Origin of the sequence: Achromobacter sp., from assembly GCF_049647645.1 — a bacterium.
Taxonomy (GTDB): Bacteria; Pseudomonadota; Gammaproteobacteria; order Burkholderiales; family Burkholderiaceae_B; genus Achromobacter.
The window spans coordinates 47,298-71,202 of the sequence record NZ_JBARYB010000046.1; the positions used below are offsets into that span (position 1 = coordinate 47,298).

Consider the following 23,905-nt stretch of genomic DNA (forward strand, 5'->3'; position numbering starts at 1 on the left):
CCAGCCAGGCGGACGCCATTAGAAACCCATTCGTGAACCGACCATGGAGAAACCATGAAAGCGCTGGTGTATCGAGGCCCTAAGGCCATTGAACTGGAAGATGTTCCCGATCCAAGTATTGCCGATGAGCGAGACGTCATTGTCGAAGTCAAGGCTTGCAGCATCTGCGGCAGCGACCTGCACATCTTCCGCGGACACACCTTCACCGAGGATGTCGGATATTGCGTGGGCCATGAGGCCGTCGGCGAAATCGTCGAAGTTGGAAAAGGCGTCCAGAACCGGAAGGTCGGCGACCGGGTCATGATGCCCGGCGCAATCTGCTGCGGCGCATGCGGTCCCTGCCTTGCCGGATTCGTCACGCGGTGCGTCCGGACGGCGCGGCCGGATTTCGCCATGTACGCAAATTGCTATGGAATTTCCAGTGCCCTGCAAGGGTCTCAGGCCCAGGCGCTGCGAGTGCCCAATGGTGACTTCAATGCCCATCTAATTCCCGATGGCGTGACGACCGAGCAAGCAGTCCTGATGACGGATGCGGCGAGCACGGCATGGTTTGGATGCGAGCTGGCCAAGGTTCAGCCAGGGGCGGCGGTGGGCATTCTGGGGGCCGGGCCCATAGGCCTGATCGCGATAGAAATCAGTTTTGTGCTGGGCGCTTCGCGTGTGTTTGTCATTGACCCTGTTCCAGAACGGCGAGCCATGGCGGAAACATTCGGCGCGATTGCGTTCAGCCCGGACGAAGCCGAGGAGTCCATACGCGAGACGACCAGGGGATTCATGCTCGACTCCGTTCTGGAAGCCGCCGGATCCGAGGCGGCATTGCGCCAGGCGTTCCGCCTGGCGGGGCGGGAACGGACCATAGGCGTGATCGGCGTAATAGGGATACAGACTTTTGCGTTGCCCTTTCGCCGCTTGATGCAGCAAGGTCTAACGCTTTCCGGAGGACCTTGCCCTATTCCAAAGTTCTATCCGAAGTTGATTCCGCAGATACAGCAGGGACGCCTCCGTCCCGAGAAGGTCATTACCGCCCGTCGGCCCTTGACGGAAGGGGTTCAAGCATATCGTGACGCGGATGAGCGCGCGAATGGAACACTGAAGACGATACTCATCCCGTGATGCCACGCGTATCTATCCAGGGTTGACCCAAGGTCCGACGGATAATGGAAAAAAAATGGATGCAAAAGTTCCTGTTCTCGACGAAGAATTCGTGCCTTTGATGGCGCTGTTGCAGCGGCCCGGGCGGCAGACTCTGGCGGAAAACGGCCCTGCCGCCGCACGCGCCCACTACTCGGCGGTCACTTCGGGAATCGGCCCCGACGTGGCGATCGTGAGGGATGTCCAGGCCGGAGGCGTCCGAGCTCGCGAATATCTCCCGGAATCGGCGGGCGCCACGATAGTCTTCTATCACGGTGGCGGTTGGGTAGTGGGGGGCGTCGATGACTACGATCGCTTCGCCCGTACGCTGGCAAGTGCAAGTGGCATGCGGGTACTGTCGGTTGAGTATCGACTCGCGCCAGAGTATCCGTACCCGGCAGGAGTGGACGACGCATGGGCCTTTTTGCAGGCGGTCGAACCATTGGGGCCGCTATTCGTTGCCGGAGACAGTGCGGGAGGCAACTTCTCGGCGGTCATGGCGCAATTGGCGAGGGACATCGGCGGGCCCAGGATTGCGGGCCAGGTACTCATCTATCCTCCTGTCGCGGGGGACGTTCCCTACGCTGGGAAGCAAGACGTTCCGCAGTCCATAGCGGCGACCCGCAAGAACATAGCCGCCTTCTACGATTACACCCTTCCCGCTGCAAGGCGTCATGAGCCGCGCTTTGCGCCGGCGCTAGGCGAGCTTCATGGGCTGCCTCCCGCATTAATCGTCACCGCAAGCATGGATCTTTTTACGCCCGAGGCGGAAGAGTACGCAGTCAAACTTCTGAAGTCTGGAGTCGAAGTGCGACTGCATACTGCAGTTGGCGCCCCCCACGGCTTTCTGACGCTGGCGCCCGAATCCCGCGCCACGCGAACGGCGATGGCGGCAATTTGCCGCTTCCTGGCTGATCACCGATGACAGCCGGGCTACACGAAGGATACGCATCCATCATGAAGAATCCATACACATCAGGTCGGGACGGGCGTGGTGGAGGTTGCCTCTGCGGCAAGATTCGATACATGCTGATGGCGGAGCCGGCCGTTGTTGCCATTTGCCACTGCACCAACTGCCAGAAGCAGGGAGGAGGGGCATTTTCAGTCAATCTGGCCCTTGCTCGCGCCGATGTCCGGATGTCGGGCGAACTGTCGGTATTTGAAGACAAGGCGGATAGCGGGGGAGTAGTCCTTAGGGGCTTCTGCGGGGCTTGTGGATCTCCCATACTCTCCGAGCTTCCAGGCAGACCCAAACACGTCTACGTCAAGGCGGGAACGTTGGATGACCGGTCAGGCATCGTTCCCACAATGCAGGTGTGGTGCAGGAGCGCTCAGCCGTGGGTCGAACTGAACAAGAACCTCCCGACCTTTGAGCGTCAAGCCCTTGCCTGAGTGATCGCGAGTCTATTTCTGCCTGGCGAAAAATGCAGGCGCGGAATCAGCGGGGTTTCATCCCGCGTTCTGGAAGTTTGATTTGTCGCGCGCGAGCTCACGCAATCCTGTTCCGAACTGCCGTTGCAAGAACCGGCTGGCAGCGCTGGTTTCGGCATAGCCCAGCCGCATGGCAAGTTGCGTCAGATGAGGATTGCGTTCAGTCTTGAAGAACTGTTCGGCCAGTTTGAGGCGGGCTTGCTCCACCAGCAGGGAAAACTCTGTTCCTTCGGCGGCAAGGCGGCGTTGCAGAGTGCGTGGCGTAACCCCTGCGGCCACGGCCGCATTTTTCAGCGTGGCACGGCCGCAAGAGAGCTCCTGATCGATCATTCGCGCAACTTCGGCCGAGGATGGCGCGGATGGTTCACGTTCGAACGCGTCGAGTTGGCGAACGAGGTAATCGAGCACCCGCGGGTTGCCCCGGCTCGTGCGGATGAAGAGATCGGCCGGCCTGATGACGCAGGCTGATATTTTCGACGCGAACGCGACGGCGCAACCGAAAAACTCCGTATGCCTTCTGGTATCCGTGGGCGCCGGGTGCCGAATTTCGACGCGGATTGGATTCCATTTTTCGCCCAGTATCATCCGTGAGAATCGAACTGAAATGGCCAATAGGAATTCTGTGTACTGAACGCCGCCATGCCGCGTTGGGGCGAGAATTGTGTAGTGAATCATGGTTTCGTCCCCGGCCGGCTCGATTCGGGAATCGTAGGATGTAGTTTCGATATGACGATATCGCCTGGACAGCCGTGAGGCTTCCAGCAAGGTGGTGCAATGATCTCCCAGCAAGCAGAACAGGCTGAAGCCATGCAGGTCGGACCAGTGCGCGAATTCAATGCCCAGCGTCGGGATGTTTGCAGCAAGGGCACAGTGATCGAGTACGTCGATAAAAACGCTTTCAGGAATCCGGTTTTGCTCTTCGGCAAGTTTGACCAGATGGTGAAGATCTTGATCGAGAATACTGTCCAGCTTCAGGCCTTTGACTGCCGCGAAGCGCACGAACTGACGTATGGCGCCTGCATCTGCCGACATGGGAGCTCCCTGGTGGAGTGAGAGCGCGCCAGCCACTCGTTCGAGTCGTCGAATCGTGTAGGCGCAGCGCTTGGATACTTACCTTTCGGGCTTCAAGTTTAATCAGTCATCCATGAGGCGAAAAGGGCTTTTTTGTGAGCGGCTTGGATTGTTGCGCACTGTTTGGGCGCGCTTGAATCGTCCATGCCTGAGCTTCTTGCCGACCAGGGCTAGCCGCCCTGCGCCGCGGCTCCTGACTGGGGGATGGATGCATCGGCTGGTCGCTTCGCACGGCGAGACACTGCAGGCTTACCATCGATAGCTTACTGACCCGATCACCCGTCTCGGTTCGCCATAGAAGCACCCATAGGTGCAATTGCCGATGTAGGTCTTATCCGCCAGGTTGGTGCCGTTGAGCGCCAAGCGCCAGGGGCCTGTGCTGTAGCTGATCATGGCGTCGAACAGCGTGAAGGCGGGCACCTCGGCGTTGGTCTGGCTGCGCGTGCTGCCCACATAACGCATGCCGGCGCCTGCCTTCAGACCGGGCAGTCCGAAACGGCCGAAGCTGTAGTCAGCCCAGATCGAGAGCTGGTTGTACGGGATGCCGGGGGTGCGCTGTCCTTCCAGCTCGGGCTGCAAGGGGCTGGAGCGCGTGGTCCGGGCGTCGGTATAGGCGTAGGCGGCGATGAGGTTGATGTCGCGAGTGAGGGCCGAGCGGACTTCGAACTCGAATCCACGCGAGCGGACTTCGCCCGCCTGTACCGAATACGTCATCGTCGGATCGGAAGGATCGGCGACAAGCTGGTTCTTGCGGGTGATCTGGTAGAGGGCGGCCGACACCAGGGTGCTGGAGCCAGGTGGCTGGTAGCGCAGGCCGGCTTCGTATTGCTGGCCGGTGGTCGGCTTGAAGCGGCCGCCGGTGCGATCGTTGCCTTCGGTGGGTTCGAAGGACTCGCTGTAGCTCAGGAAGGGCGCGAGGCCATTGGGGGCGAGATAGACCAGTCCGGCCCGCCCGGTGAAGGCCTTGCTCTTCTCGTTGTCGGCGGTCTTTTCGCCCGTGAAGAAGTTGCTCGAGTCGAACCGTACCCAATCCTGGCGGCCGCCGAACAGGACCACCCACCGGTCCGCGATTTTCATTTGGTCCTGGAAGTACAGGCCCAGCCGATTGGTATCGCTTTTCCAGGAATAGGGATTCTGTGTTTCGACCTCGCCTATTGGAGTGCCGTAGACAGGATTGAAGATGTCGATGTTGCCGAGCTCGCGCTGATAGCGCTCGGATTCGTGATGGGCGACGGAATAGTCGATGCCGGCAAGAAAGGTGTGTTCCACCGGACCCGTGCGCAACTGGTATTGCAGCGATGTGTCCGAGACGACGCCTGAAGAGCGATCCCAACGCGGCGCCGCGCCCCGATAGGCGGTAGTGCGGCCGTCGTCCTGCAGGCCGCTGATCCAGACCGAGCGGTACTCGTTGCTGGCATGCATGTAGCGCAGGCTGTTGCGCAGCTTCATCTGATCGTTGAAGGCATGTTCGAACAGATAGCCGACCGAGTAGCGCTCCAGGTCGAACTTGTCGTAGCCCGGCTCGCCGGTGAAACGCTCGCGCGGAATCCTGCCGTTGGGGTTGGGCAGGATGGTGCCGCTTTCGGGCAGGCCGTAAACGTAGCCGGTGCGGTCCTTCTGGTAGTCGGCGAGCAGGGTCAAGGACGTGGCGGCGCTGGGCCGCCACGTCAGCGCCGGTGCAACGAAGGCCCGGCGATCCGGTACGTGGTCGATGAACGTGTCTGCATCGCGGCCCAGGAAGGTCAGTCGGTATGACCAGACGCCGCCCTCGTCCAGCGGACCGCCAAAATCTCCAGAAACCTGCTTGCGGTCGAAGCTGCCGGTTTCGACGTTCAGGTCGCGCAGCGCCGTGGCGGTCGGCCGCTTGCTGATGGTGTTGATGATGCCGCCGGGCGCCGCAGCGCCGTAAAGCACCGAGGACGCGCCCTTGAGCACTTCGATGCGTTCCAGGCCATAGGGTTCCTGCTGGCCGTTGAAGATATTGACGGTGTACTTGGTGCCGTCGCGGTATTGGTTGCCGTTGCCGTCGAGCTGGAAGCCGCGGACGAGCAGCGTGTCCGAGGTGCGATCCAGCCCTTCCGAGCGGTTGACCCCGGCGACATAGCCCAGCGCGTCTTGCAGGTTCTGCGGCTTGAGCGTTTCGATTTCCTCGGCGCCGACCACGGTGATCGATTGCGGCGTCTCCATCAGCGGCGTGTCGGTCTTGGTGCCGGTGGCGCTGCGCGTGGCCGCGTAGCCATAGAAGGGGCCTGCGGCGGTTTCGTGCGCGCCGAACACCTCGACGGCGGAAAGCACCTGGGCGCCGCTTGGCCGCAGCACATAGCCGCCGCTGGGCCGCGCGGCGGCCTCGAAACCGGTGCCCGCGAGCAATGCCTGCAAGCCATTCCGCGCCGTGTAGCGGCCCTGGATTCCCTTGCTCACGAGGCCGTTGGTCTGTTCGGTCGAGAAGGACAGCATCAGGCCGGATTCACGGCCGTAGCGGTTGAGCGCGGCGGTCAACGGGCCTGCGGGGATGTCGTAGTACCGTTGTTCCTCCGCGGGCTGCGCTTGCGCCATGGGAGCGCTCACGACAAGCGGGACGATGGCGGCGCAACCTGGCAGGCCACGCATGGCCATGCTGGCCAGGACGTGCAGACGCAAGCGCCTGGCCGCTGGAGTGGAAGTCATTGGTGTCGGGCGGTTCAAACCCATGTGCAGTTCCCCGGAGCAAGAATGAAGGCAATGTGTGGTCCTACTCTTCTTGCCCCGCGAAAAACGAAAAGGGATCAACCGCTGCGAATTTTCTCGGCCGGCCGGGCCGCACGGGACCGCACGGTCACCCAGTAGCGGGTCAGGTAGCTCAGGCTGATGGGCAGGGTATCGGCGAGCATTTCCAGGACGCGGTCGGTGTCGGCGGTGGGATAGGTGCCCGTGACCTTGAGATGGGCCACCGTGTCGTCCCAGGCCAGGCGGCCGGGGCGATAGCGTGCAAGCTCGGCCAGGAATGCCGCCAGCGGCATGTCCTGGGCGACGATGATGCCTTGCGTCCAGGCCAGCGTGTCTTCGTTGGCGACACCCGTTGCGGCAGCAGCATGGCGTCCAAGCCTGCCTTGGTGCCCAGCGCGCAGGAGGGCAGGCGCGCCGCTGGCTGGAGTCAGTTCCACGGAGCCTTCGAAGACGGCGACCAGGCTTTCCGCACTGCTGCGTCCGTCCAGGTCGCGCACGGAAAAGCGCGTGCCCAGGGCGCGGATGCTGCCTTGGCCAGTGCGCACGATGAAGGGACGAGGTTCGTTCGCCGCGGAATCCGGCGCGGTGGTGACCAGCAGCTCGCCGCTGATGAGGCGCAGTGCGCGTTCTGCCTGCGTAAATTGGATATCGATGGCGGTGCCGGCATTGAGCGCGACCTGGGTGCCGTCCGGCAGCAGGCGGTTCAAAAGCTCGCCCGTGCCGCTCCGGCTGTCGGCCGTCCAGCGCCGCCAGGCGCGCTGCTCGTCCAGCATTGAGGCCGCGCCGCCCGCAAAGGCAGCCAGCGCCAGCGCCTTGATGAGCCTGCGCCGCGCGGGGGAGCCGGGCGCGGTGAGGGCCGCTCGCGCCAAGGGCGCGGGCACGCCCTGCAATCTGGCCTGAAAGCCTTCGATATGCTGCCATGCCCGTTCGTGTTCGGGGTCGGCCGCGCGCCATTCCCGCCAGCGCCGAAGCGTGTCAGAGGCCACGCTGTCGCCCTGCAGTTCGACCAGCCATTGCGCTGCCTGAAGACGGACGCCGGAGGCGATGGGAGGCATGGGCCGGGTTCCAGGTAAGTCGGGGTTACGCGAAACAGCAGTGCGCCAAAGCCTTGGCGATGTAGCGCTTGACCGTGGGAACCGACACCCCGAGTTCGACCGCGATCTCGCTTTGGCGCTTGCCGTCGATCTGGGATAGCAGAAAAGCTTGCCTCACCAACCGGGGCAGGGCGTCGAGCAGGCGATCTATCTCGAGCAGGGTTTCGAGCAGGATGGCCTGGGTTTCCGGCGAAGGCGTCTGGGGTTCCGGCAGGAGCGCGAGCGCTTCCAGGTAGGCCTGCTCGATGCGTTGGCGGCGACGCAGATTCAAGACCAGCCCGTGCGCGATGGTGGTCAGCAGCGCACGCGGCTCGCGTATTTCGGGCAAGGCATCTTTTGCAAGCAGGCGCACGAACGTGTCATGCGCCAGATCGGCGGCACTGCTGGCATCGCCGAGCTTGCGGCGTAGCCAACCTCTCAGCCAACCGCCATGGTCGACGTACAGGCCTTCGATGTCCTGCTGCGGTAAGGCGAATTTGTTGGCCGACACGGCAAGTCCCCCACTGTGCATCGGGCTTGGATTCGGCCGGCATCAGCGTTTATGAGAATAGTTCTTATTATATATCATGGGCACTTGTAGATCGACGAGAACGCCATTTCAGGCCGACCAATCCGCCACGAAATCGTCGCGGAACCGCCGTATCCAGTCCATGCGGGACCGGGCCAGCAACCGGCCGCCTTCGGTCTGCATCGAAGCGGCGATGCGCGCGAGCTTCACTTCGATGTGATCCAGGGCATAGGCGCCATCGTCCAGCTCCCGTTGCGTTCCGAGAGGATCGGCGGGATGGGCCAGGGCGTGTCCGAGTTGCCCGCCGACATGGAACATGCGGGCCAGTCCCACCGGCCCGAGCGCGTCGAGGCGATCGGCGTCCTGCACGATGCGGGCCTCGATCGAGCGCGGCGGTATGTTGGCGGAATAGCTGTGGGCTTCGATGGCGTGATGCACGCCTTCGAGCTTGGCGGCGGGGTAGCCAATGGCCCGCAGTTCCCGCACGGCCAGGCCGGCGGCCAGCGTCGAGGCGCGCGCCCGCTCGGGATGGTTCTTGGGCAGGTTCACCAGGTCGTGCAGGTAGCTGGCGGCCATGACGACCATGGCGTCGGCTTCGGGATGATGCGCCTGCATGCTGCAGGCGGCCTTCCAGACGCGTTCCAGATGGCTCAGGTCATGGGCGCCGTCGCCGGTATCCGCGCTCTGGGCAATCTGTATGAGTTGCGGCCGCAAGGCCGCCAAATCTTCGCGCAGGTTCATTTCTTTCCATCAGTTCCGGGACTGGCTGAAAGTGTACACAGGCAGGTTACAGGCCGCGCCGGCGCGCGGCACGGCCCGAGAGCGGCATCAGCCGCCCTGCGCCTGCATCCGTCCCGCCGCCGTGGAGCAGATCCGGTACACCAGCGCCGACACCACGAAGCTTGCCGGCGCGGCCAGGGTGGCCGCGAAGCCGGCCGTGTGCATCAGCGCCAGGCCGCAGATCGCGCCGGCGAACCATCCTGCCAGGCCGGCGCGGTTGAATGCCGCGCCGCCGCCATGCTGGGGCGCGGACTCCTGGGCGCCCAGGATGTGCACCAGCGCCACCGCCACCCACGACACCACGAAGATGCCCTGATAGGCCAGCGCCTGGAGCAGATACGAGAATACGTCCAGCAGCATCAGCGCGTAGGTGACTGCGCCCACGATGACCGCCCATATCGCCTTGGGCCAGCGCATGCCCGGCCAGCGCGAGAAGAACGCCTGCATGTTGATGGTGGCCAGGTAGTAGTTGGCCGTGTTGATGCGGGTCTGCGTGATCCACACGAACAGCAGTCCGCCCAGCCCCATCAGCTTGAGCAGCGCCAGCACTACCGACACTTCCGATAGCGCGGCGTCGCTGGGAATGGTGCTGACCAGGTATATGCCGGCGACGCCATTGAGCAGGAAGGTCACCAGGTAGAACGGCATGCCGAAGTTGTAGCGGCTGTGGTAAGCCTGGTCCTCGCGCTTGCCGAAGCGGGCGTAGTCGAAGGTGAACATCATCAGGACCCACACGCCCATGTAGTACACGAAGGCGTCCCACCAGCCGCCGGGGACGGGGCCTTCGGGCGGTCCGAACGACAGCCAGGCGTCGCTGTAGCCGTATTCCTGCGTTGCCATTACGACGGCCACCAGCAGGCCCAGCAGATAGAACGGAAGCAGCACGCCGTTGAACTTGTCCAGCCAGCGCTGCACGCTGCCGAAGATCAGCAGCACGCTGTAGGCGACCACCACCAGCGCCACCAGCCAGTACGGCACGGCCGGATAGAGATGATGCGCCGCGACCGACATGACCGCGCCTTCGAACACCGCGTAGTAGATGGCGGTGGCGAAGAAGATCAGGGTGGCCAGCGCCGCGCCCGAGGTGCCGAACAGCCGGCGCGAAAACAGCGCCACCGACAGGCCGGTGCGGATGGCGTATCGGCTGATGACGCCGTTGATCAGCCCGTAGCTGATCACCGACAGCACCATGCCGATGATGGCGTTGCGGGCGCCGTATTTCAACGCCAGCGTCGCGCCGACGACGATATAGAACACGGCGCTGCAAACGGCCCACCAGGCCATGGTGAGCGCGTAGCGGGGCATGCGGTCGCTGTCGGCGACCGCGTGGAGCGAGTTGTCCGTCTCGGCGGACGGTTTGTGCTGGGTCAGATTGGCCATGGCGGATCTCCTGGCGGGATCGGATGCTGCGGTTCGACTGCGGAACGGGCGCGCGTCGCCCACCGGCCTTGCCAGGGGCAAGGCCGGGATGCTGGAAAAACCTGGAAGTTGGGCGCGGAGGGGCCGCGCCCTGGGGGTCAGCCGCTGAGCGACTGATGCAGCCGCTCGAAGCGGGCGCGGTAGTCGCGCCGGGCGGCCACCGCCTGCTCCAGCGTCACGCGCTCGAAATGGGCGCTCTGGTTGGGCTGCATCTGCCCGACCTTGTCCAGGTCGGCGCTGATGACCGTGCCTATCATGGCGTAGCCGCCGCCCGACACCGCATCGCGGTGCAGGATGATGGGCTCCACGCCCGCCGGTACCTGGATCGAGCCGATGGGATAGCAGGCGTCGACGATGTTCGACGGATCCGCGCCCGCGCCGAAGGGCTGTTCGCGGGCCCGGAAGCGCAACGGGCGGCCCTGTTTGTAGCGGTAGCCGATGCGGTCGGCCTCCGAGGTAACGGTCCAGGCGTCTTCATAGAAGGTGGCGGCGGATTCGGGTTCCAGGCGGTGGTCGTAAAGGCCCGGCAGCACGCGCAGCGTCTGCGACTTGGGCGGGGCCAAGGCCAGCGCGGCGGGTAGCTCGCGGCCGACGCGCGTGCGGATGGACGCCTGGCCCACTGCCAGCCGGTCGCCGGCCTGGAGCTTGCGGCCTTGATGGCCGCCGATGGCGCCCAGCGCATAGGTCGAGCGGCTGCCCAGCACCAGCGGCACGTCGATGCCGCCGGCTACGGCCAGGCAGGCGCGGGCGCCGGCCTGCACGAAGTCGAAGGACAGCCGGTTGCCGGCCTGCACCGCCAGCGCCACGTTGCAGGCCTGCGTCACGCCGTCGATCTTGGGGACCATGCTGGCGCCCGTCACGGCGATGACGGCGGCGCGGTGGAACAGCAGTTCGGGGCCGAGCAGGGTGCATTCCAGCACGGCGGCGTCGGCGGCGTTGCCCACCAGCAGGTTGGCCGCCGCCAGCGCGTACTGGTCAAGCGCGCCCGACGGCGGAATGCCCAGGTGGTAGTGGCCTAGTCGGCCCGTGTCCTGCACCGAAGTGGCCAGGCCGGGCTTGATGACTTCGATGATGGGATCGTTAGGCATGGAGCGTCTCCAGCAGTTGGGTGTTGCAGGCGTCGGGCGCGCGCAGGAACTCGGCCAGCGAGAACGACACGGGCCGGATGCGCAGCTCGAAGCTGCCGGCCTCGACCTGCGCCGTCGCCTGGTCGTACGCTTCGCGGGTAATGGGCTTGAACTTCACGATGTCGCCCGGACGGAAAAACACCATGGAATCGCGCAGATGCGCCTGGCGCTGGGCCGGCTCGAAGATCGGCGCGGGCGTGACCCCGAACATCTGGTAGCCGCCGGCGCCGCGCACCGAATAGATGCAGCCGAAGCAGCCGCCATGTCCCACCGTGTGCTTGGGGGTGTCGGTGCGGGGACGCAGGTATTTCGGGACTTGCAGCTGGCGCTCGCGCTCCACCATCTGGTACATGAAGGGCAATCCAGCCACGAAGCCCACCATGGACACGAACCAGGGCGAGCCGGAATGCGCGTCGATGAATGCCTGCACCGAATCGTGGCCGTTGATGCGGGCCGCGTACTCCAGGTCGGTGGATTCCGGATCCTGGTGCCTTTCGCGAAACCGCATCAGGGTCTCGTGGGTCCAGGGGTCGTTGTAGTACACGGGCACTTCGATGATGCGGGTCGCCAGCGTCAGGTTGGCAAGGTCTATGCTTGCCTCCAGTTCGCGCAGCAGGGCCAGCAGGGCATCCGGGGCGATGCGGTCGGGGTCGTACCGCACCTGGTAGGACGCGTTGGCCGGGCAGATCTCGGTCACGCCGTCGACCGCGCGTTCGCGCAGCGCCCGCGTGATCGCCATGCCCTTGAAAAAGGACTCCAGCGACATGTCCTCGCTGATTTCGACGAAGATGAACTCGTCGCCGCCGTGGGTGTAGCGCAAGCTCATTGCCTGTCCTCCCGATCCCTTTGCATCCAGGCTTCAAGATAGTTGGTGTGGTAGCGGCCCGCCTGCACGTCCGCATCTTCCAGCAGCTCGCGGTGCAGCGCCAGCGTCGAATGCACGCCGGCCAGTTCGACTTCGTCCAGCGCGCGCGCCATGCGCGCCAGCGCCGCGGCGCGGCTTTCGTCCCAGACGATCAGTTTCGCCAGCAGCGAGTCATAGTAGGGCGGCACGGTGCAGCCGGGATACAGCATCGAGTCCACGCGCACGCCCGGTCCGCCGGGCCAGCGCACGTGCTCCACCCGGCCCGGGCTGGGGGCGAAATTGCGGGTCGGGTCTTCGGCATTGATGCGGCATTCGATCGCTGCGCCGCGGATGGCGATTTCCTGCTGGCGCCAGCGCAAGGGCTCGCCGTCGGCGATGCGCAGCATCTCGCGCACCAGGTCCACGCCGGTGATGGCTTCGGTGATGGGGTGCTCGACCTGGATGCGGGTGTTCATTTCGATGAAAAAGAACTCGCCCGCGCCGCGGCTGTCGTCGTACAGGTATTCCAGCGTGCCCGCGCCGCGGTAGCCGACCGAGCGCGCCAGCTGCGCCGCTGATTCGCACAGCTTCTGGCGGGTGGCGGGGTCCAGGGCGGGCGAAGGCGCTTCTTCCAGCACCTTCTGCCGGCGCCGTTGCAGCGAGCATTCGCGCTCGTACAGGTGCACGGCGTTGCCGCCGTCGCCCAGGACTTGCACTTCGATGTGGCGGGCGCGCGGCAGGTAGCGTTCCAGGTAGACGCCGGCTTCGCCAAAGGCCGCCTGCGCCTCGGCCTGGGCCTGTGGCATCTGCGCGCGCAGTTCGGCCTCGTCGCGCACCACGCGGATGCCGCGCCCGCCGCCGCCGGCGGCCGCCTTGATCATGAGCGGGTAGCCGATAAGCGCCGCATGGGTCAGGGCTTCGTCCAGCGACGACAGCACGCCGACGCTGCCGGGCACGGTGGGCACGCCGGCCGCCTGGGCGCAGGCGCGCGCCGCCGCCTTGTCACCCATGGTGCGGATGGTGGCGGCGTCGGGCCCGACGAAGATCAGGCCGGCATCGCTCACGGCCTGCGCGAATGCCGCGTTCTCCGAAAGGAAGCCGTAGCCGGGGTGCACCGCCTGGACGCCGGTGCTGCGCGCGGCATCCAGCAGCGCTTCGGTATTGAGGTAGCTGCGCGTCGCATGCGAGGGGCCGATGAGCACCGCTTCGTCGGCCATGCGCGTGGCCAGCGCGTCGCGGTCCGCTTCGCTGTAGACGGCCACGGTGCGCATGCCCAGCTCGCGGGCGGCGCGGATGATGCGCAGGGCGATTTCGCCGCGGTTGGCCACCAGCACCTTGTGGATGTTGCGGGGGCGGTAGGGGGCGTTGATATCGGACATGGCGCGGCCTATCCCTCGATGCGCAACAGGGGCTGCCCGGCTTCCACCGGCTCGCCATCTTCGACCAGGATCTCGGCCACCACGCCGCCTGTGGGCGTTTCGATCTGGTTGAACTGCTTCATGACCTCGACGATACCGATCACGGCGCCGGCGGCCACCGTGGCGCCCGGCTCCACGAAAGGCGCTTCGCCGGGGCTCGGGCGGCGATAGAAGGTTCCGGGCAGGGGACTGGGAATATCGTGCAACGGCATGGTTTTCTCCTTGGAATACTGTTCGGGGGGGGCTTGCGGTTCAGGGGCCGGTCACGCTGGGAGGCGCGATCCGGATGCCGTGGCGCTCCAGCTTTTCGCGGGTGGCGCGCACCAGCGACAGGGCGCCCGGCGTGTCGCTGTGGATGCAGACGGAGTCGAAATCGATGGCGATGTCCTCACCTTCGACCGTGCGCACCCGTCCCTCGGAGCAGGCGCGCAGCACTTTTTCGGCGACCTGGGCGGGGTCCAGCGGCTGCGTGTAGCGGGTGAAGACGATGGAGCCGCTGGCGTCGTAGTCGCGGTCGGCGTAGAACTCGCGCACCACGGGCTGGTTCAGCTCCCGCGCCAGGCGGTAGGTGACCGAACTTTCCATGCAGTAAAGCGCCAGCGTAGGCTCCAGTTCCTGCAGCGTTTCGATCAGACGCCGGGACAGGGTTTCGTCGCGGGCGGCCTGCATGTAAAGCGCGCCATGCGGCTTCACGTGTTGCAGCCGCAGGCCGTGCAGGCGGGCAAACTCGCGCAGGGCGCCCAGCTGATAGACGATGTCATGCACCAGCGCTTCGGCGCTTTCGCGGATGTCCCGCCGGCCGAAACCCACCAGGTCGCGAAAGCCCGGGTGGGCGCCGATGCAGACGCCGTGTTCGCGGGCCTGCAGCACCGTGCGGTTCATGATGCGCGGATCGCCGGCATGGAAGCCCGTGGCGATGTTGGCCGAACTGATCAAGGGCATGATCGCGTCGTCCACGCCGTCCCCGATGGTCCACGGGCCGAATCCTTCGCCCATGTCCGAGTTGAGGTCGATGCTGCGCTTGCTCATTGCGGGTGGCTCCTTCGCGTTGCTCGCCGCATTCGACGCGGCGTGTGACGTGAACATTAGCCAAGCCGGGGAGGGATAAAAAGATCTTTTTATTGATTCATTGATATCTGTTTTTCAGATAAATATCTCTCGCGCCGCTGCCTGATTTTGTTTGCATGCCCTATGAAAAATAAGGGATACCCCTGATCGAGCCGACAGGGTTTTTGGAAGAATTAGCAGATATCCTGGTGCCAATATATCGATTTAATAGATAAGGCTAGCCATGTCGATTACCCTGCGCCAGCTCAAATACTTCATCGCGGCGGCTGAACTCGGCCAGATTTCACAGGCGGCGATCCAGCTGGCGATATCGCAGTCGGCCATCACCAGCGCCATCCGCGAACTGGAGGAAACGGTGGGCACGGCCCTGTTCGTGCGCGGCGCGCACGGCGTGACGCTGACCCATAGCGGCCGCACCTTCCTCAACCACGCCTACAACATCCTGTCCTCGGTCGACGAAGCCTTGCGCATGCCGGCGGCGGCGGAAGAGGTTTCGGGCCGCCTGTTGCTGGCGGCGTCCTACACGGTGATCGGCTACTTCCTGCCGTATCACCTGCAGCGGCTGTCGCAGCAGTATCCGCGCCTGGACATCCAGCTGCACGAACTGAATCGCAGCGCCATCGAGGAAGGCCTGATCGCGAACCGCTACGACATGGCGGTGCTGCTGACCTCCAACGTCGCCAACCCTGACTTGGCGGTGGAACACTTCTTCGGCTCGCCGCGGCGCCTGTGGTTGCCCGCCAGGCATCCGCTGCTGGCGGCGGATGCGGTGACGCTGGAGGATGTTTCGCGCGAACCCTTCATCATGCTGACCGTGGACGAGGCCGCCTACACCGCCTTGCGCTACTGGAACGAAACGCCGTTCAAGCCCGACGTGCGGCTGCGCACCTCGTCGGTCGAAGCGGTGCGCAGCATGGTGGCCAACGGCAGCGGCGTGGCGCTGCTGTCGGACATGGTCTACCGGCCCTGGTCGCTGGAAGGTCGCCGCATCGAGACGGTCCAGCTCAAGGACCCGATCCCGCCCATGAACGTGGGGCTGGCCTGGCGCCGGGGCGCGGAAGTTTCGCCCGCCATGCAGGTGGTGAGGGATTACTTCCGGCATGCCTACATGGCGCAGCGGGGCGGCGCGGGCTGAAGGCTCGCGCGCTGCATAGACACGTCGTCGATATCGATCCGCCAGGCCGATGGCGCCTGGCGGCAGGGGCGCCGCACGCCCACGCTACCCCGTGAAATCCCTCATGCCGGCGAGCCGCAAAACGATTGCCGTTTGAATATTCACTGATGTATATATCAATGTATGCATTGATGTGAACAGAAGCCGGGCCTGCCGTGCCGCTTCTGGCCTTCCCGAGTTGGTAGCAGCCCATACAAAGAGAAGAAGGAATATCCATGACGCAGCTCCACGGCGCCCGAATCCAGGCGAACGCGGAATCGGCAGGCCCGGATCCCGTCGGCCTGGACCACGTGGGGCTATACGCGCACGACATGGGGGCGGCGGCGGCCTTGTACGAGCGGCTGGGTTTCCAGTTGACGCCGTTGTCGCAGCATTCCGGCACGCATGCCGTCACGCGCGAGGTGGTCAAGGCCGGCATCGCCAACCGCTGCGCCATGCTCGGCCATGGCTACATCGAGTTGGTCGCCGTGGTGGATCCGGCGCTGGACTTGCGCGGCATCCCCGACGGCCTGGCCCGCTATGCGGGCATGCACATCATCGCCTTCGACACGGCCCAGCCCGAGCTGCGCATCGCGGCGCTGCGCGAGGCCGGCTTCGCGGCCGAGCCTGGCGTGCTGCAACGCTACATAGGCGCGCAGCAAGGCCCGAAACTGGCGCGGTTCAGCCAGGTGCGCACGCCGCGCGCCGCCATGCCAGAAGGCTTGATCCTGACCCTGCGCCACGAGACCCCCGAATTGCTTTGGCAGGAACGCTACCTGTCGCATCCGAACGGCGCCCGTGCGCTGGCGGCGGCCATTGTCGCCGTCGATGACCTGGACGAGGCGGCGGCGCGCTATGAGCGCTACCTGGGCGTAGCCTGCCTGCGGCGCGGAGGCGAAGCCTGGTTCCGCTTGCGCTCGGGATGCCTGGGCCTGGCAGAGCGCGACGCGCTGGATGCGCGTTTGCCGGGATGTGAGGTCGCGGCCCTGCCGTTCCCGGCTGCCCTGGCCGTGGAAGTGGCCGACCTGTCGCGCGCCGCCGCTGTGCTGGATGCCAATCAGGTTCCCTACCGCCGCGCCGGCGATCGGCTGGCGGTGGCGGCCGGGCATGCGGGCGGCGCAAGCCTCATATTCTGCGCTGGCGCCGGCGCGGCCTTCCCCTGAGGCGTCGGGGAGCGCTGAACCGGCAGGCAGTCCGCAGTACCGATATCCAGCTAGTACTTCAATAACAGGAGCAGCAGCATGATAGGTATCGCAAATCCGAAGCGCCGCGTGCGGCGGAGCATCCTGGCAGGAGCCGCGGCCTTGGCCTTGGCCGGCGCAGCGAATGCGGCAGAGAAAGTGACTTTTGCCTACGGCACCAATATTTCGCTTTCCAACGCCCCGACGCTGATGGCGGTAGGGATGGGCTACTTCAAGGAAGCGGGCCTGGATGTCCAGGCGACCTTCTTCCAGGGGGCCGCGGTGATGCTGCCGCAGGTCACGCAGAAGCACATCACCTTCGGCTGGATCACGCCGGATCCGCTGGTGATTTCGCGCCAGCCGGGCCGCGATCCCCTGCCGGTCAAGATGTTCTACAACGGCATCTACCTGTCGCCGTTCGATGTGGTCGTCACCAAGAACAGTCCGGTCCAGTCGCTGGCCGAGTTGAAAGGCAAGAAGATAGGCGTGGGCGCCATGTCCTGGGGCAACCTGGCGGTCACCAAGGCGATGATGAAGAAGATCGGCCTGGAACTGCAGCGCGACTACGAGTTCGTGCCGGTGGGCGTGGGCGCGACGGCGCTGCGCGCGATCAGCGACGACAAGGTGCAGGCGCTGAACCTGTTCGATACCTTCCACGTGCAGATCGAGCAGATGGGCGTCGAGCTGCGCCGCCTGCCCATGGGGCAGAACTATCGCGAACTGTTCTCCAGCGGCTGGATAGCGCACGAAGATACCTTGCGTGAAAAACCCGAACTGGTGGTCGCGTTCGCGCGCGCGGCCGCCAAGGGCGTGGTCGCCTGCAACGCCAATCCCGAAGCCTGCGTGAAGAACTTCTGGACCCTGTATCCGGCCACCAAGCCGGCCGAGGGGACCGATGAGAAAAAACTGGCGGACGCCGTGCAGATCCTGAAGGTGCGCCTGGCCACCATGCTGCCGGAGCAGGGCGTCGGGAAGATGGGCTATTACACCGAACAGTCCTGGAAGGATTATGTCGAGGTGCTGTACGAAGGCGGACAGCTGAGCACCGGGAATGTGGACGTCAAGCCGCTCTACACCAACCAGTTCGTCAAGGACATCAACGACTTCGACGCCGCGGCGGTGGTGGCCGCGGCCCAGCAGCTCAAGTAGACACGAGCCGGAACTCCTATGAATTCCTTGAACCTATCCCTGGTCGAAGGCGGGCGGTCGCCCGCGCGCCCGGGCGACGCCGGCCGTCCCCTGCTGACGGCCGACAACGTGAGCGTGGTCTACCGCAGCAGCAAGGGGCCGATTACCGCCGTCGACAATCTGTCGCTGCAACTTGGCGCCGGCGAATTCGTGTCGGTGCTGGGTCCGTCCGGCTGCGGCAAGTCCACGCTGGTGAAGGTGTTCAGCGGCCTGCTGACGCCTTCCAGCGGCAAGGCGCTGCTCAGCGGCACGCCCATCGACAAGCCGCGCGGCGACGTTGGCATCGTCTTCCAGCAACCCACGCTGCTGCCATGGAAGACGGTGCTCGATAACGTGCTGGTGCCAATCCGCGCCTTGCGCAAGGATACGGAAGCCGGCACCGCCCGGGCGCTCGAATTGTTGCGCCTGGTGGGGCTGGAGAAGTTTGCGAACAACTATCCCAGCGAACTTTCAGGCGGCATGCAGCAGCGGGTCGGCATCGCGCGCGGCCTGGTGCACGACCCAGCCTTGCTGCTGATGGACGAGCCGTTCTCGGCGCTGGACACGATGACCCGCGACCGCATGAGCATCGAGCTGCAGCGCATCTGGATGGCTACGCGCAAGTCGGCCCTGTTCATCACGCACAGCATCGCCGAAGCCGTTTTCCTGTCGGACCGGATCGTGGTGATGTCCGCGCGGCCCGGCCGCATCATCCGCGAAGTTGCCGTGGACCTGCCGCGCCCGCGGACGCTGGCGACGCTCAACGACCCCGAGTTCACGCGCCTGTGCGCCGAGCTGCGGGAACTGTTCGACCAGTTGGTGCATTTCGACTAGGGGGCGCTCGTGTCCAGATCCATCAAGTCCATGCTCTACCCGCTGATCACCGGCGCGCTGTTGGTGATCCTGTGGTTCGTCAGCATCCGGGTGTTCTCGGTCCCCAACTACCTGCTGCCCACGCCGGAGTCCGTGCTGCGGGCGCTCAAGACCGGCTACATCGACGGCCAGTATTGGCCGCACTTCCTGTTTACGCTGCAAAGCACCGTGTACGGCTACCTTATCGGTTGCGGGCTGGCCCTGGTGGTGGGAACCATACTTGCAGAGTCCGAGACCTTCGAACAGTTCATCTACCCTTACATCATTGCCCTGCAGTCCACGCCGAAAGTGGCGATTGCGCCCTTGCTGCTGGTCTGGTTCGGTTTCGGGATGGCCTCCAAGGTGGTCATGGTGGCCTTGATGAGCTTTTTTCCGATGTTCATCAATACGGTGGTGGGCATACGCCAGGCCGACCCGGCCATGCTGGACCTGATGAAGGCCTTCGGCGCCTCGCGCAGCCATGTGTTCTTCCACGTCAAGCTGCCGGCCGCATCGGGCCATATCTTTGCCGGCCTGCAGATATCGGTGGTGCTCAGCCTGATCGGCGCGGTGGTGTCGGAGTTCATCTCTTCCAGCAAGGGGCTGGGCTACCTGATCCAGTCGGCCTCGGTCAACATGGACGTTGCCACCATGTTCGCCTGCCTGTTCAGCCTGGTCTTCATCGGCCTGACCGGCACCAACCTGATCCGTTTCCTGCACCGCAAGCTGGTGTTCTGGGACAAGTCCACCTCTGCCACGATACAGGCCGAATAGGCATACAGGAGAGCGTATCCATGGAGTTCCACCAATGCTACGCGCTCGACTATGGCCGGGCGCGCGACAAGTTCCGCGCCGCGGCTGTCCAGGCGGGCGCGCGCCTGGCCGAGTACCCGCACAACGCGGCCCGGGCCCCGGACGGCCGGGCGCTGTTCACGGATGTGGCCTGCTTCGGCCGCGCCGACGCGCCGCGCCGCTTGCTGGTGGTCAGCGGCACGCATGGGCTCGAAGGCTTTTTCGGCTCGGCGGCGCAGATCGCGTGGATGCTGGGTGACGGTCCCGCGGCGCTGGATCCGGACGTGGCGGTGATCATGGTGCACGCCATCAATCCCTGGGGCTTTGCGCACCTGAGCCGCACGACCGAAAACAACGTGGACCTGAACCGCAATTTCATCGGACATGACGCTGCGCCGCCCGCCAATCCCGACTATGCGCTGCTGCATCCGCTGCTGCTGCGCGAGGAATGGAGCCGTGCGGACGTGGCGGCCGCTCAGCAGGCCATGGATGATTTCTCGGCCAGCCATGGCGAGGACCGCCTGTACGACACGCTGGCGCGCGGCCAATACTCGCATCCGGACGGCCTGAACTATGGCGGCCATGGACGGGAGTGGTCCAACCTGACGCTGGAGCGCATCGTCCGCGACCACCTTGCCGGCGCGGACAAGGTCGCCCTGATCGACTGGCACACGGGCATCGGCGGATACGGCGAACCGTTCTTCCTTTGCTTCAACGCAGAGGGCGGGCCGCTGCACGACCAGGCGGTGCAGTGGTGGGGCCGGGAGCGCATCGTCGGCCAGCGCCCACACGGCAAGTCACGCCCGAACTATCAGGGTTTGCTGTTCTATGGCGTGCAGTCTTTCCTGGGGGACGTGCCGATGTGCGGCGCCGTGATCGAGTTCGGCACGCGCGGTTGGCACATGCGCCGCCTGCTGCGTCTGGACCTGTGGTTGAAATTCAAGGCGGATCCGGCCAGCGAGCGCTATGAGATGCTGCGGGCGGATCTGCTGGACTCGTTCTGTCCGGTAGACCAGATCTGGCGCGAGGACACGCTGCGCCACTCGCAGGAGATCACGCGGCAGGCCGTGGAGGGGTTGGCGGCCTGGAAGGATGCATGATGGCCGCATCCGCCAACCTGGGCGCGCTGTTTTCGCCGGCGCGGGACGCGAACGCCGTTGCGCTGATCGACCTCGGCGGCGAGTCGGGGGCGCGTGTCTATACCTATGGCGAACTTGAGGCGCAGGCGGACGGCGTGGCTCGCGGGCTGCGGGCGCGCGGCCTGGCCTCTGGCGCGCGCGTGGCAATCCTGTCGGCCAACCGCATGGAGTTCCTGGCCGCCTATCTGGGGATCATGCGGGCCGGCCTGGTTGCCGTGCCGGTCAACCACCGGCTGGCCGCCGCGGGCATCGCATTCATCCTGAAGGACTGTGGCGCCACGCTGGCGTTCTGCGACGGGCCGCGACGCGTGGCCTGCGCCGCGCAGTTGCCGGTGGTCGAATTCGGCGCGGACGGACCCGGCGGCTATGACGCGTTCCTGTCTCCGGGGCCATGGGAGGCCGAGCCTGCGGCGCCCGGGCAGGCCGCCCTGTTCCTTTACACGTCCGGTTCCACCGGCCGTCCCAAGGGCGTGATGCTGTCGCACGCCGGCTATCTCTGGACAGTGCGCCAGCGCATCGCGGCCACCGACTACTCACCTCACCGTTTCCTGGTGGCGGCGCCCCTGTATCACATGAATGCGCTCAACACCGTCAAGCTCGCGCTCGCGGGCCAAGGCAGCCTGGTGCTGCTGCCGCAGTTCGAACCCGCCAGCTACCTGGACGCGATACAGGCCTATCGCTGTACCTGGCTGACCGCGATACCCACCATGATTGCCTTGCTCGCGCGCGAGACGGCGCTGGTGGCGCAGACAAACCGGTCCTCGGTCACCATGGTGCGGTTGGGGTCGGAGCCGCTCACGCAGCGCATCGCCGACAGCGCGCGCGCCATGTTTCCGCACGCGGCCATCGGCAATGGCTACGGTGCGACCGAAACCGGGGCGCTGGTGTTCGGTCCGCATCCCGACGGCCTGGCGCAGCCGGTACTGTCCGTTGGGTATCCGCACCAGGCGGTGCTGTCCAGGCTGGTCGATGGCGACAACGTCGATGCCGCCGCAGGCGTGCTGCAGGTCCGCTCCGAGGCCCTGATGTTGGGCTATCACGGTTTGCCGCAGCAGACTGCGGCGGCCATGACGGATGACGGTTTCTACATCACCGGCGATGTGATGCGCCGCGACGAGAACGGCTTTCACTACTTCGTGGGCCGGGCCGACGACATGTTCGTGTGCGCGGGCGAAAACATCTACCCCGGTGAAGTCGAGAAGATGCTGGAACGCCATCCCGCCATCTTCCAGGCTTGCGTGGTGCCGCTGCCCGACACGCTCAAGGGCATGAAGCCCGTCGCGCTGGTGGTGCTGCGGCCTGATGCGGCGCTTTCCGAACGCGAGGTCAAGGAGCACGCGCTGGCCCATGGGCCGGCCTACCAGCACCCGCGGGCGGTGCGCTTCGTCGATGAGATGCCCGTCAGCAGCACGGGCAAGGTCAACCGCAAGGCCGCCGCGTTGCTGGCCGCCGAGCTGATGTTCAACCCACCCATCCTCCATCAGAGCAAGGAGCATCCATGAAGGCAGTAGTCATACACGGACATGGCGGTCCGGACGTCATGCAATATGACCCCGCGTTCCCCGATCCGAAGGCGGGCGCGGGCGACGTGATCTTGCGGGTCAAGGCGACTTCGATCAACTATCACGACGTGTTCACGCGTCGGGGCATGCCGGGCATCAAGCTGGAGTTTCCGGTGATCATGGGCCTGGACGTGGCGGGCGAGATCGTCGAGGTCGGCGCGGGCGTCGAGGGTTGGGCGGTCGGCGACCGGGTGCTGGTCGATCCCATCAACCGGGCCGAGGGCGGCCTGATGGGGGAAACCGTCCATGGCGGCCTGGCGGAACTGTGCAAGGCGCGGGAGCACCAGTTGATCCGCATCCCGGAAGGCGTCAGCTACGAGCAGGCCGCCGCGTTGCCGGTGGCTTTCGGCACTGCCTATCGGATGATGCACACGATAGGCCAGGTCCAGGCCGGCGAAAAAGTCCTGGTGCTGGGCGCCAGCGGCGGCGTGGGCGTGGGTTGCGTGATGCTGGCGAAGATCGCGGGCGCGGAGGTCGTCGCCTGCGCCAGCAGCGAGTCCAAGATGCAGCGCCTGCGCGAACTGGGCGCCGACCATGTCATCAACTACTCGCAAGCGGACTTCGCCAAGGGGGTCTACGAACTTTATGGCAAGCCGCACCGCCGCAAGTTCGACGGCGGCGTCGACGTCGCCGTGAACTTCACCGGCGGCGATACCTGGGTCAAGTCCATGCGTTGCCTGCGGCGCGGCGGCCGCCTGCTGACCTGCGGCGCCACCGCAGGCTACGACCCGCAGACCGACCTGCGCTTCATCTGGACCTTCGAGCTGAACATCCGCGGCTCCAACGGCTGGATGCGCGAGGACCTGGACGCCCTGCTGGCGCTGGTGCAGTCCGGCAAGATGCAGGTGCCGGTGGACCGCGTGCTGAGCCTGGACGAGGCCGGTGAAGCGCTGCGCCTCATCGAGGACCGCGAGGTCATGGGCAAAGTGGTGGTGACGCCATGAGCGAAGCGATGACCATCGAAGAAATGCAGCAGCGTCTGCAGAAAGCTCCGTTCAACAGCTTCATGGGGCTCACGGTGCTGTCCGCCGACTACGACAAGCAGGAGATCGTGATGCAGATGAAGCTGCGTCCGGAGTTCGAGCGCATGGCGGGCAGCGGCCAATTCCATGGCGGCGTGATCGCGGCGATGATAGACGCGGTCGGCCAGTACGTGCTGATGATGATGCTGGGCAAGCCGCTGGCCACCATCAATTTCCGCACCGACTACTTGCGTCCGGCCACCAACACCAGCCTGCGCGCCACGGGCCGGGTATTGCGCATGGGCAAGAGCATTTGCGTGTCGGATGTGGAGGTGCGCGACGACGCCGACAAGCTGGTGGCAGTGGGCCGCGCCAACTTCGCGACACCATCCTGAACGGCGCCGGCGGCCGGCCCGGCCGCCGGCGCGCGACACGTCTGGAGCCATTACAATCAAGACCGCTTGCCCCCCTCTGATCGAGGTCGAATTCGCAGCCGCGGC

23 protein-coding genes are annotated in these 23,905 nt (G+C 65.2%); 12 read left to right on the top strand and 11 right to left on the bottom strand.

Annotated elements, in window-relative coordinates; genetic code table 11:
- Positions 1-54: 54 nt before the first annotated feature.
- Genes WBB14_RS04465 through WBB14_RS04475 form a run of 3 tightly spaced genes read left to right on the top strand, consistent with a single transcriptional unit; the run spans position 55 to position 2,523 of the window.
- A complete protein-coding gene (locus WBB14_RS04465; protein WP_424238737.1) occupies positions 55-1,113 on the top strand; it encodes an alcohol dehydrogenase catalytic domain-containing protein in 1,059 nt (352 codons plus the stop codon).
- A 55-nt stretch (positions 1,114-1,168) separates the two neighbouring features.
- Positions 1,169-2,056, top strand: coding sequence for an alpha/beta hydrolase (locus WBB14_RS04470; RefSeq protein ID WP_424238738.1), 888 nt, complete (start codon positions 1,169-1,171; stop codon positions 2,054-2,056).
- 32 nt (positions 2,057-2,088) lie between these two features.
- On the top strand, positions 2,089-2,523 hold the full coding sequence (locus WBB14_RS04475; RefSeq protein ID WP_424238739.1) for a GFA family protein: 435 nt from the start codon (positions 2,089-2,091) through the stop codon (positions 2,521-2,523).
- Between the two features lie 57 nt (positions 2,524-2,580).
- On the opposite strand, the gene WBB14_RS04480 is transcribed toward WBB14_RS04475, so the two are convergent.
- The 11 genes from WBB14_RS04480 to WBB14_RS04530 form a co-directional block, all read right to left on the bottom strand.
- Positions 2,581-3,594, bottom strand: a complete 1,014-nt coding sequence (locus WBB14_RS04480; RefSeq protein ID WP_424238740.1) for an AraC family transcriptional regulator ligand-binding domain-containing protein — start codon at positions 3,592-3,594, stop codon at positions 2,581-2,583.
- Between the two features lie 288 nt (positions 3,595-3,882).
- Entirely contained in the window at positions 3,883-6,243 is a 2,361-nt protein-coding gene (locus tag WBB14_RS04485) for a TonB-dependent siderophore receptor (protein WP_424238768.1), read from the bottom strand.
- A gap of 155 nt (positions 6,244-6,398) precedes the next feature.
- A complete protein-coding gene (locus WBB14_RS04490; protein ID WP_424238741.1) occupies positions 6,399-7,394 on the bottom strand; it encodes a FecR domain-containing protein in 996 nt (331 codons plus the stop codon).
- Positions 7,395-7,419: 25 nt separating this feature from the next.
- Positions 7,420-7,923 (bottom strand): sigma-70 family RNA polymerase sigma factor, encoded by a 504-nt coding sequence (locus WBB14_RS04495; protein WP_424238742.1) that lies wholly within the window; start codon positions 7,921-7,923, stop codon positions 7,420-7,422.
- 108 nt (positions 7,924-8,031) lie between these two features.
- A complete protein-coding gene (locus tag WBB14_RS04500; protein WP_424238743.1) occupies positions 8,032-8,682 on the bottom strand; it encodes an HD domain-containing protein in 651 nt (216 codons plus the stop codon).
- 87 nt (positions 8,683-8,769) lie between these two features.
- Positions 8,770-10,101, bottom strand: coding sequence for a purine-cytosine permease family protein (locus WBB14_RS04505; RefSeq protein WP_424238744.1), 1,332 nt, complete (start codon positions 10,099-10,101; stop codon positions 8,770-8,772).
- A 137-nt stretch (positions 10,102-10,238) separates the two neighbouring features.
- On the bottom strand, positions 10,239-11,228 hold the full coding sequence (locus WBB14_RS04510; protein WP_424238745.1) for a biotin-dependent carboxyltransferase family protein: 990 nt from the start codon (positions 11,226-11,228) through the stop codon (positions 10,239-10,241).
- A complete protein-coding gene (locus WBB14_RS04515; RefSeq protein WP_424238746.1) occupies positions 11,221-12,093 on the bottom strand; it encodes a 5-oxoprolinase subunit B family protein in 873 nt (290 codons plus the stop codon). Before WBB14_RS04515 ends, WBB14_RS04510 begins: the two co-directional genes overlap by 8 nt.
- Positions 12,090-13,490, bottom strand: coding sequence for an acetyl-CoA carboxylase biotin carboxylase subunit (locus WBB14_RS04520; RefSeq protein WP_424238747.1), 1,401 nt, complete (start codon positions 13,488-13,490; stop codon positions 12,090-12,092). Before WBB14_RS04520 ends, WBB14_RS04515 begins: the two co-directional genes overlap by 4 nt.
- 8 nt (positions 13,491-13,498) lie before the next feature.
- The gene (locus WBB14_RS04525; RefSeq protein WP_424238748.1) at positions 13,499-13,741 is read right to left on the bottom strand and encodes an acetyl-CoA carboxylase; all 243 of its coding nucleotides are present in this window, start codon (positions 13,739-13,741) and stop codon (positions 13,499-13,501) included.
- 40 nt (positions 13,742-13,781) lie between these two features.
- Entirely contained in the window at positions 13,782-14,558 is a 777-nt protein-coding gene (locus WBB14_RS04530; protein ID WP_424238749.1) for a 5-oxoprolinase subunit PxpA, read from the bottom strand.
- Between the two features lie 262 nt (positions 14,559-14,820).
- On the opposite strand from WBB14_RS04530, the gene WBB14_RS04535 reads away from it, so the two are divergent.
- The 9 genes from WBB14_RS04535 to WBB14_RS04575 all read left to right on the top strand — a co-directional run bounded on the left by WBB14_RS04535 (position 14,821) and on the right by WBB14_RS04575 (position 23,800).
- Positions 14,821-15,732 (top strand): LysR family transcriptional regulator, encoded by a 912-nt coding sequence (locus tag WBB14_RS04535; RefSeq protein ID WP_424238750.1) that lies wholly within the window; start codon positions 14,821-14,823, stop codon positions 15,730-15,732.
- 254 nt (positions 15,733-15,986) lie between these two features.
- Positions 15,987-16,913, top strand: coding sequence for a VOC family protein (locus tag WBB14_RS04540; protein WP_424238751.1), 927 nt, complete (start codon positions 15,987-15,989; stop codon positions 16,911-16,913).
- Between the two features lie 78 nt (positions 16,914-16,991).
- A complete protein-coding gene (locus WBB14_RS04545; RefSeq protein WP_424238752.1) occupies positions 16,992-18,080 on the top strand; it encodes an ABC transporter substrate-binding protein in 1,089 nt (362 codons plus the stop codon).
- A gap of 18 nt (positions 18,081-18,098) precedes the next feature.
- A complete protein-coding gene (locus WBB14_RS04550) occupies positions 18,099-18,932 on the top strand; it encodes an ABC transporter ATP-binding protein (protein ID WP_424238753.1) in 834 nt (277 codons plus the stop codon).
- Between the two features lie 9 nt (positions 18,933-18,941).
- Positions 18,942-19,724 carry an ABC transporter permease gene (locus WBB14_RS04555; protein WP_424238754.1) on the top strand — a complete coding sequence of 261 codons (783 nt, stop codon included), beginning with the start codon at positions 18,942-18,944 and terminating at the stop codon, positions 19,722-19,724.
- Between the two features lie 20 nt (positions 19,725-19,744).
- Positions 19,745-20,842 (top strand): M14 family metallopeptidase, encoded by a 1,098-nt coding sequence (locus WBB14_RS04560; protein WP_424238755.1) that lies wholly within the window; start codon positions 19,745-19,747, stop codon positions 20,840-20,842.
- Positions 20,839-22,383: a class I adenylate-forming enzyme family protein gene (locus WBB14_RS04565; RefSeq protein ID WP_424238756.1), complete on the top strand. Its 1,545-nt coding sequence runs from the start codon at positions 20,839-20,841 to the stop codon at positions 22,381-22,383. The genes WBB14_RS04560 and WBB14_RS04565 overlap by 4 nt, the downstream gene beginning before the upstream one ends.
- On the top strand, positions 22,380-23,387 hold the full coding sequence (locus WBB14_RS04570; protein ID WP_424238757.1) for a zinc-binding dehydrogenase: 1,008 nt from the start codon (positions 22,380-22,382) through the stop codon (positions 23,385-23,387). Before WBB14_RS04565 ends, WBB14_RS04570 begins: the two co-directional genes overlap by 4 nt.
- A complete protein-coding gene (locus tag WBB14_RS04575; protein ID WP_424238758.1) occupies positions 23,384-23,800 on the top strand; it encodes a PaaI family thioesterase in 417 nt (138 codons plus the stop codon). The genes WBB14_RS04570 and WBB14_RS04575 overlap by 4 nt, the downstream gene beginning before the upstream one ends.
- Positions 23,801-23,905 lie beyond the last annotated feature (105 nt).

Excerpts from the sequence above, each read along its gene's own strand:
- WBB14_RS04465 (WP_424238737.1), top strand. The coding sequence starts at position 55 with ATGAAAGCGCTGGTGTATCGAGGCCCTAAGGCCATTGAACTGGAAGAT.
- WBB14_RS04470 (WP_424238738.1), top strand. The coding sequence starts at position 1,169 with ATGGATGCAAAAGTTCCTGTTCTCGACGAAGAATTCGTGCCTTTGATG.
- WBB14_RS04475 (WP_424238739.1), top strand. The coding sequence starts at position 2,089 with ATGAAGAATCCATACACATCAGGTCGGGACGGGCGTGGTGGAGGTTGC.
- WBB14_RS04480 (WP_424238740.1), bottom strand. The coding sequence starts at position 3,594 with ATGTCGGCAGATGCAGGCGCCATACGTCAGTTCGTGCGCTTCGCGGCA.
- WBB14_RS04485 (WP_424238768.1), bottom strand. The coding sequence starts at position 6,243 with ATGCGTGGCCTGCCAGGTTGCGCCGCCATCGTCCCGCTTGTCGTGAGC.
- WBB14_RS04490 (WP_424238741.1), bottom strand. The coding sequence starts at position 7,394 with ATGCCTCCCATCGCCTCCGGCGTCCGTCTTCAGGCAGCGCAATGGCTG.
- WBB14_RS04500 (WP_424238743.1), bottom strand. The coding sequence starts at position 8,682 with ATGAACCTGCGCGAAGATTTGGCGGCCTTGCGGCCGCAACTCATACAG.
- WBB14_RS04505 (WP_424238744.1), bottom strand. The coding sequence starts at position 10,101 with ATGGCCAATCTGACCCAGCACAAACCGTCCGCCGAGACGGACAACTCG.
- WBB14_RS04510 (WP_424238745.1), bottom strand. The coding sequence starts at position 11,228 with ATGCCTAACGATCCCATCATCGAAGTCATCAAGCCCGGCCTGGCCACT.
- WBB14_RS04515 (WP_424238746.1), bottom strand. The coding sequence starts at position 12,093 with ATGAGCTTGCGCTACACCCACGGCGGCGACGAGTTCATCTTCGTCGAA.
- WBB14_RS04520 (WP_424238747.1), bottom strand. The coding sequence starts at position 13,490 with ATGTCCGATATCAACGCCCCCTACCGCCCCCGCAACATCCACAAGGTG.
- WBB14_RS04525 (WP_424238748.1), bottom strand. The coding sequence starts at position 13,741 with ATGCCGTTGCACGATATTCCCAGTCCCCTGCCCGGAACCTTCTATCGC.
- WBB14_RS04530 (WP_424238749.1), bottom strand. The coding sequence starts at position 14,558 with ATGAGCAAGCGCAGCATCGACCTCAACTCGGACATGGGCGAAGGATTC.
- WBB14_RS04535 (WP_424238750.1), top strand. The coding sequence starts at position 14,821 with ATGTCGATTACCCTGCGCCAGCTCAAATACTTCATCGCGGCGGCTGAA.
- WBB14_RS04540 (WP_424238751.1), top strand. The coding sequence starts at position 15,987 with ATGACGCAGCTCCACGGCGCCCGAATCCAGGCGAACGCGGAATCGGCA.
- WBB14_RS04545 (WP_424238752.1), top strand. The coding sequence starts at position 16,992 with ATGATAGGTATCGCAAATCCGAAGCGCCGCGTGCGGCGGAGCATCCTG.
- WBB14_RS04550 (WP_424238753.1), top strand. The coding sequence starts at position 18,099 with ATGAATTCCTTGAACCTATCCCTGGTCGAAGGCGGGCGGTCGCCCGCG.
- WBB14_RS04560 (WP_424238755.1), top strand. The coding sequence starts at position 19,745 with ATGGAGTTCCACCAATGCTACGCGCTCGACTATGGCCGGGCGCGCGAC.
- WBB14_RS04565 (WP_424238756.1), top strand. The coding sequence starts at position 20,839 with ATGATGGCCGCATCCGCCAACCTGGGCGCGCTGTTTTCGCCGGCGCGG.
- WBB14_RS04570 (WP_424238757.1), top strand. The coding sequence starts at position 22,380 with ATGAAGGCAGTAGTCATACACGGACATGGCGGTCCGGACGTCATGCAA.
- WBB14_RS04575 (WP_424238758.1), top strand. The coding sequence starts at position 23,384 with ATGAGCGAAGCGATGACCATCGAAGAAATGCAGCAGCGTCTGCAGAAA.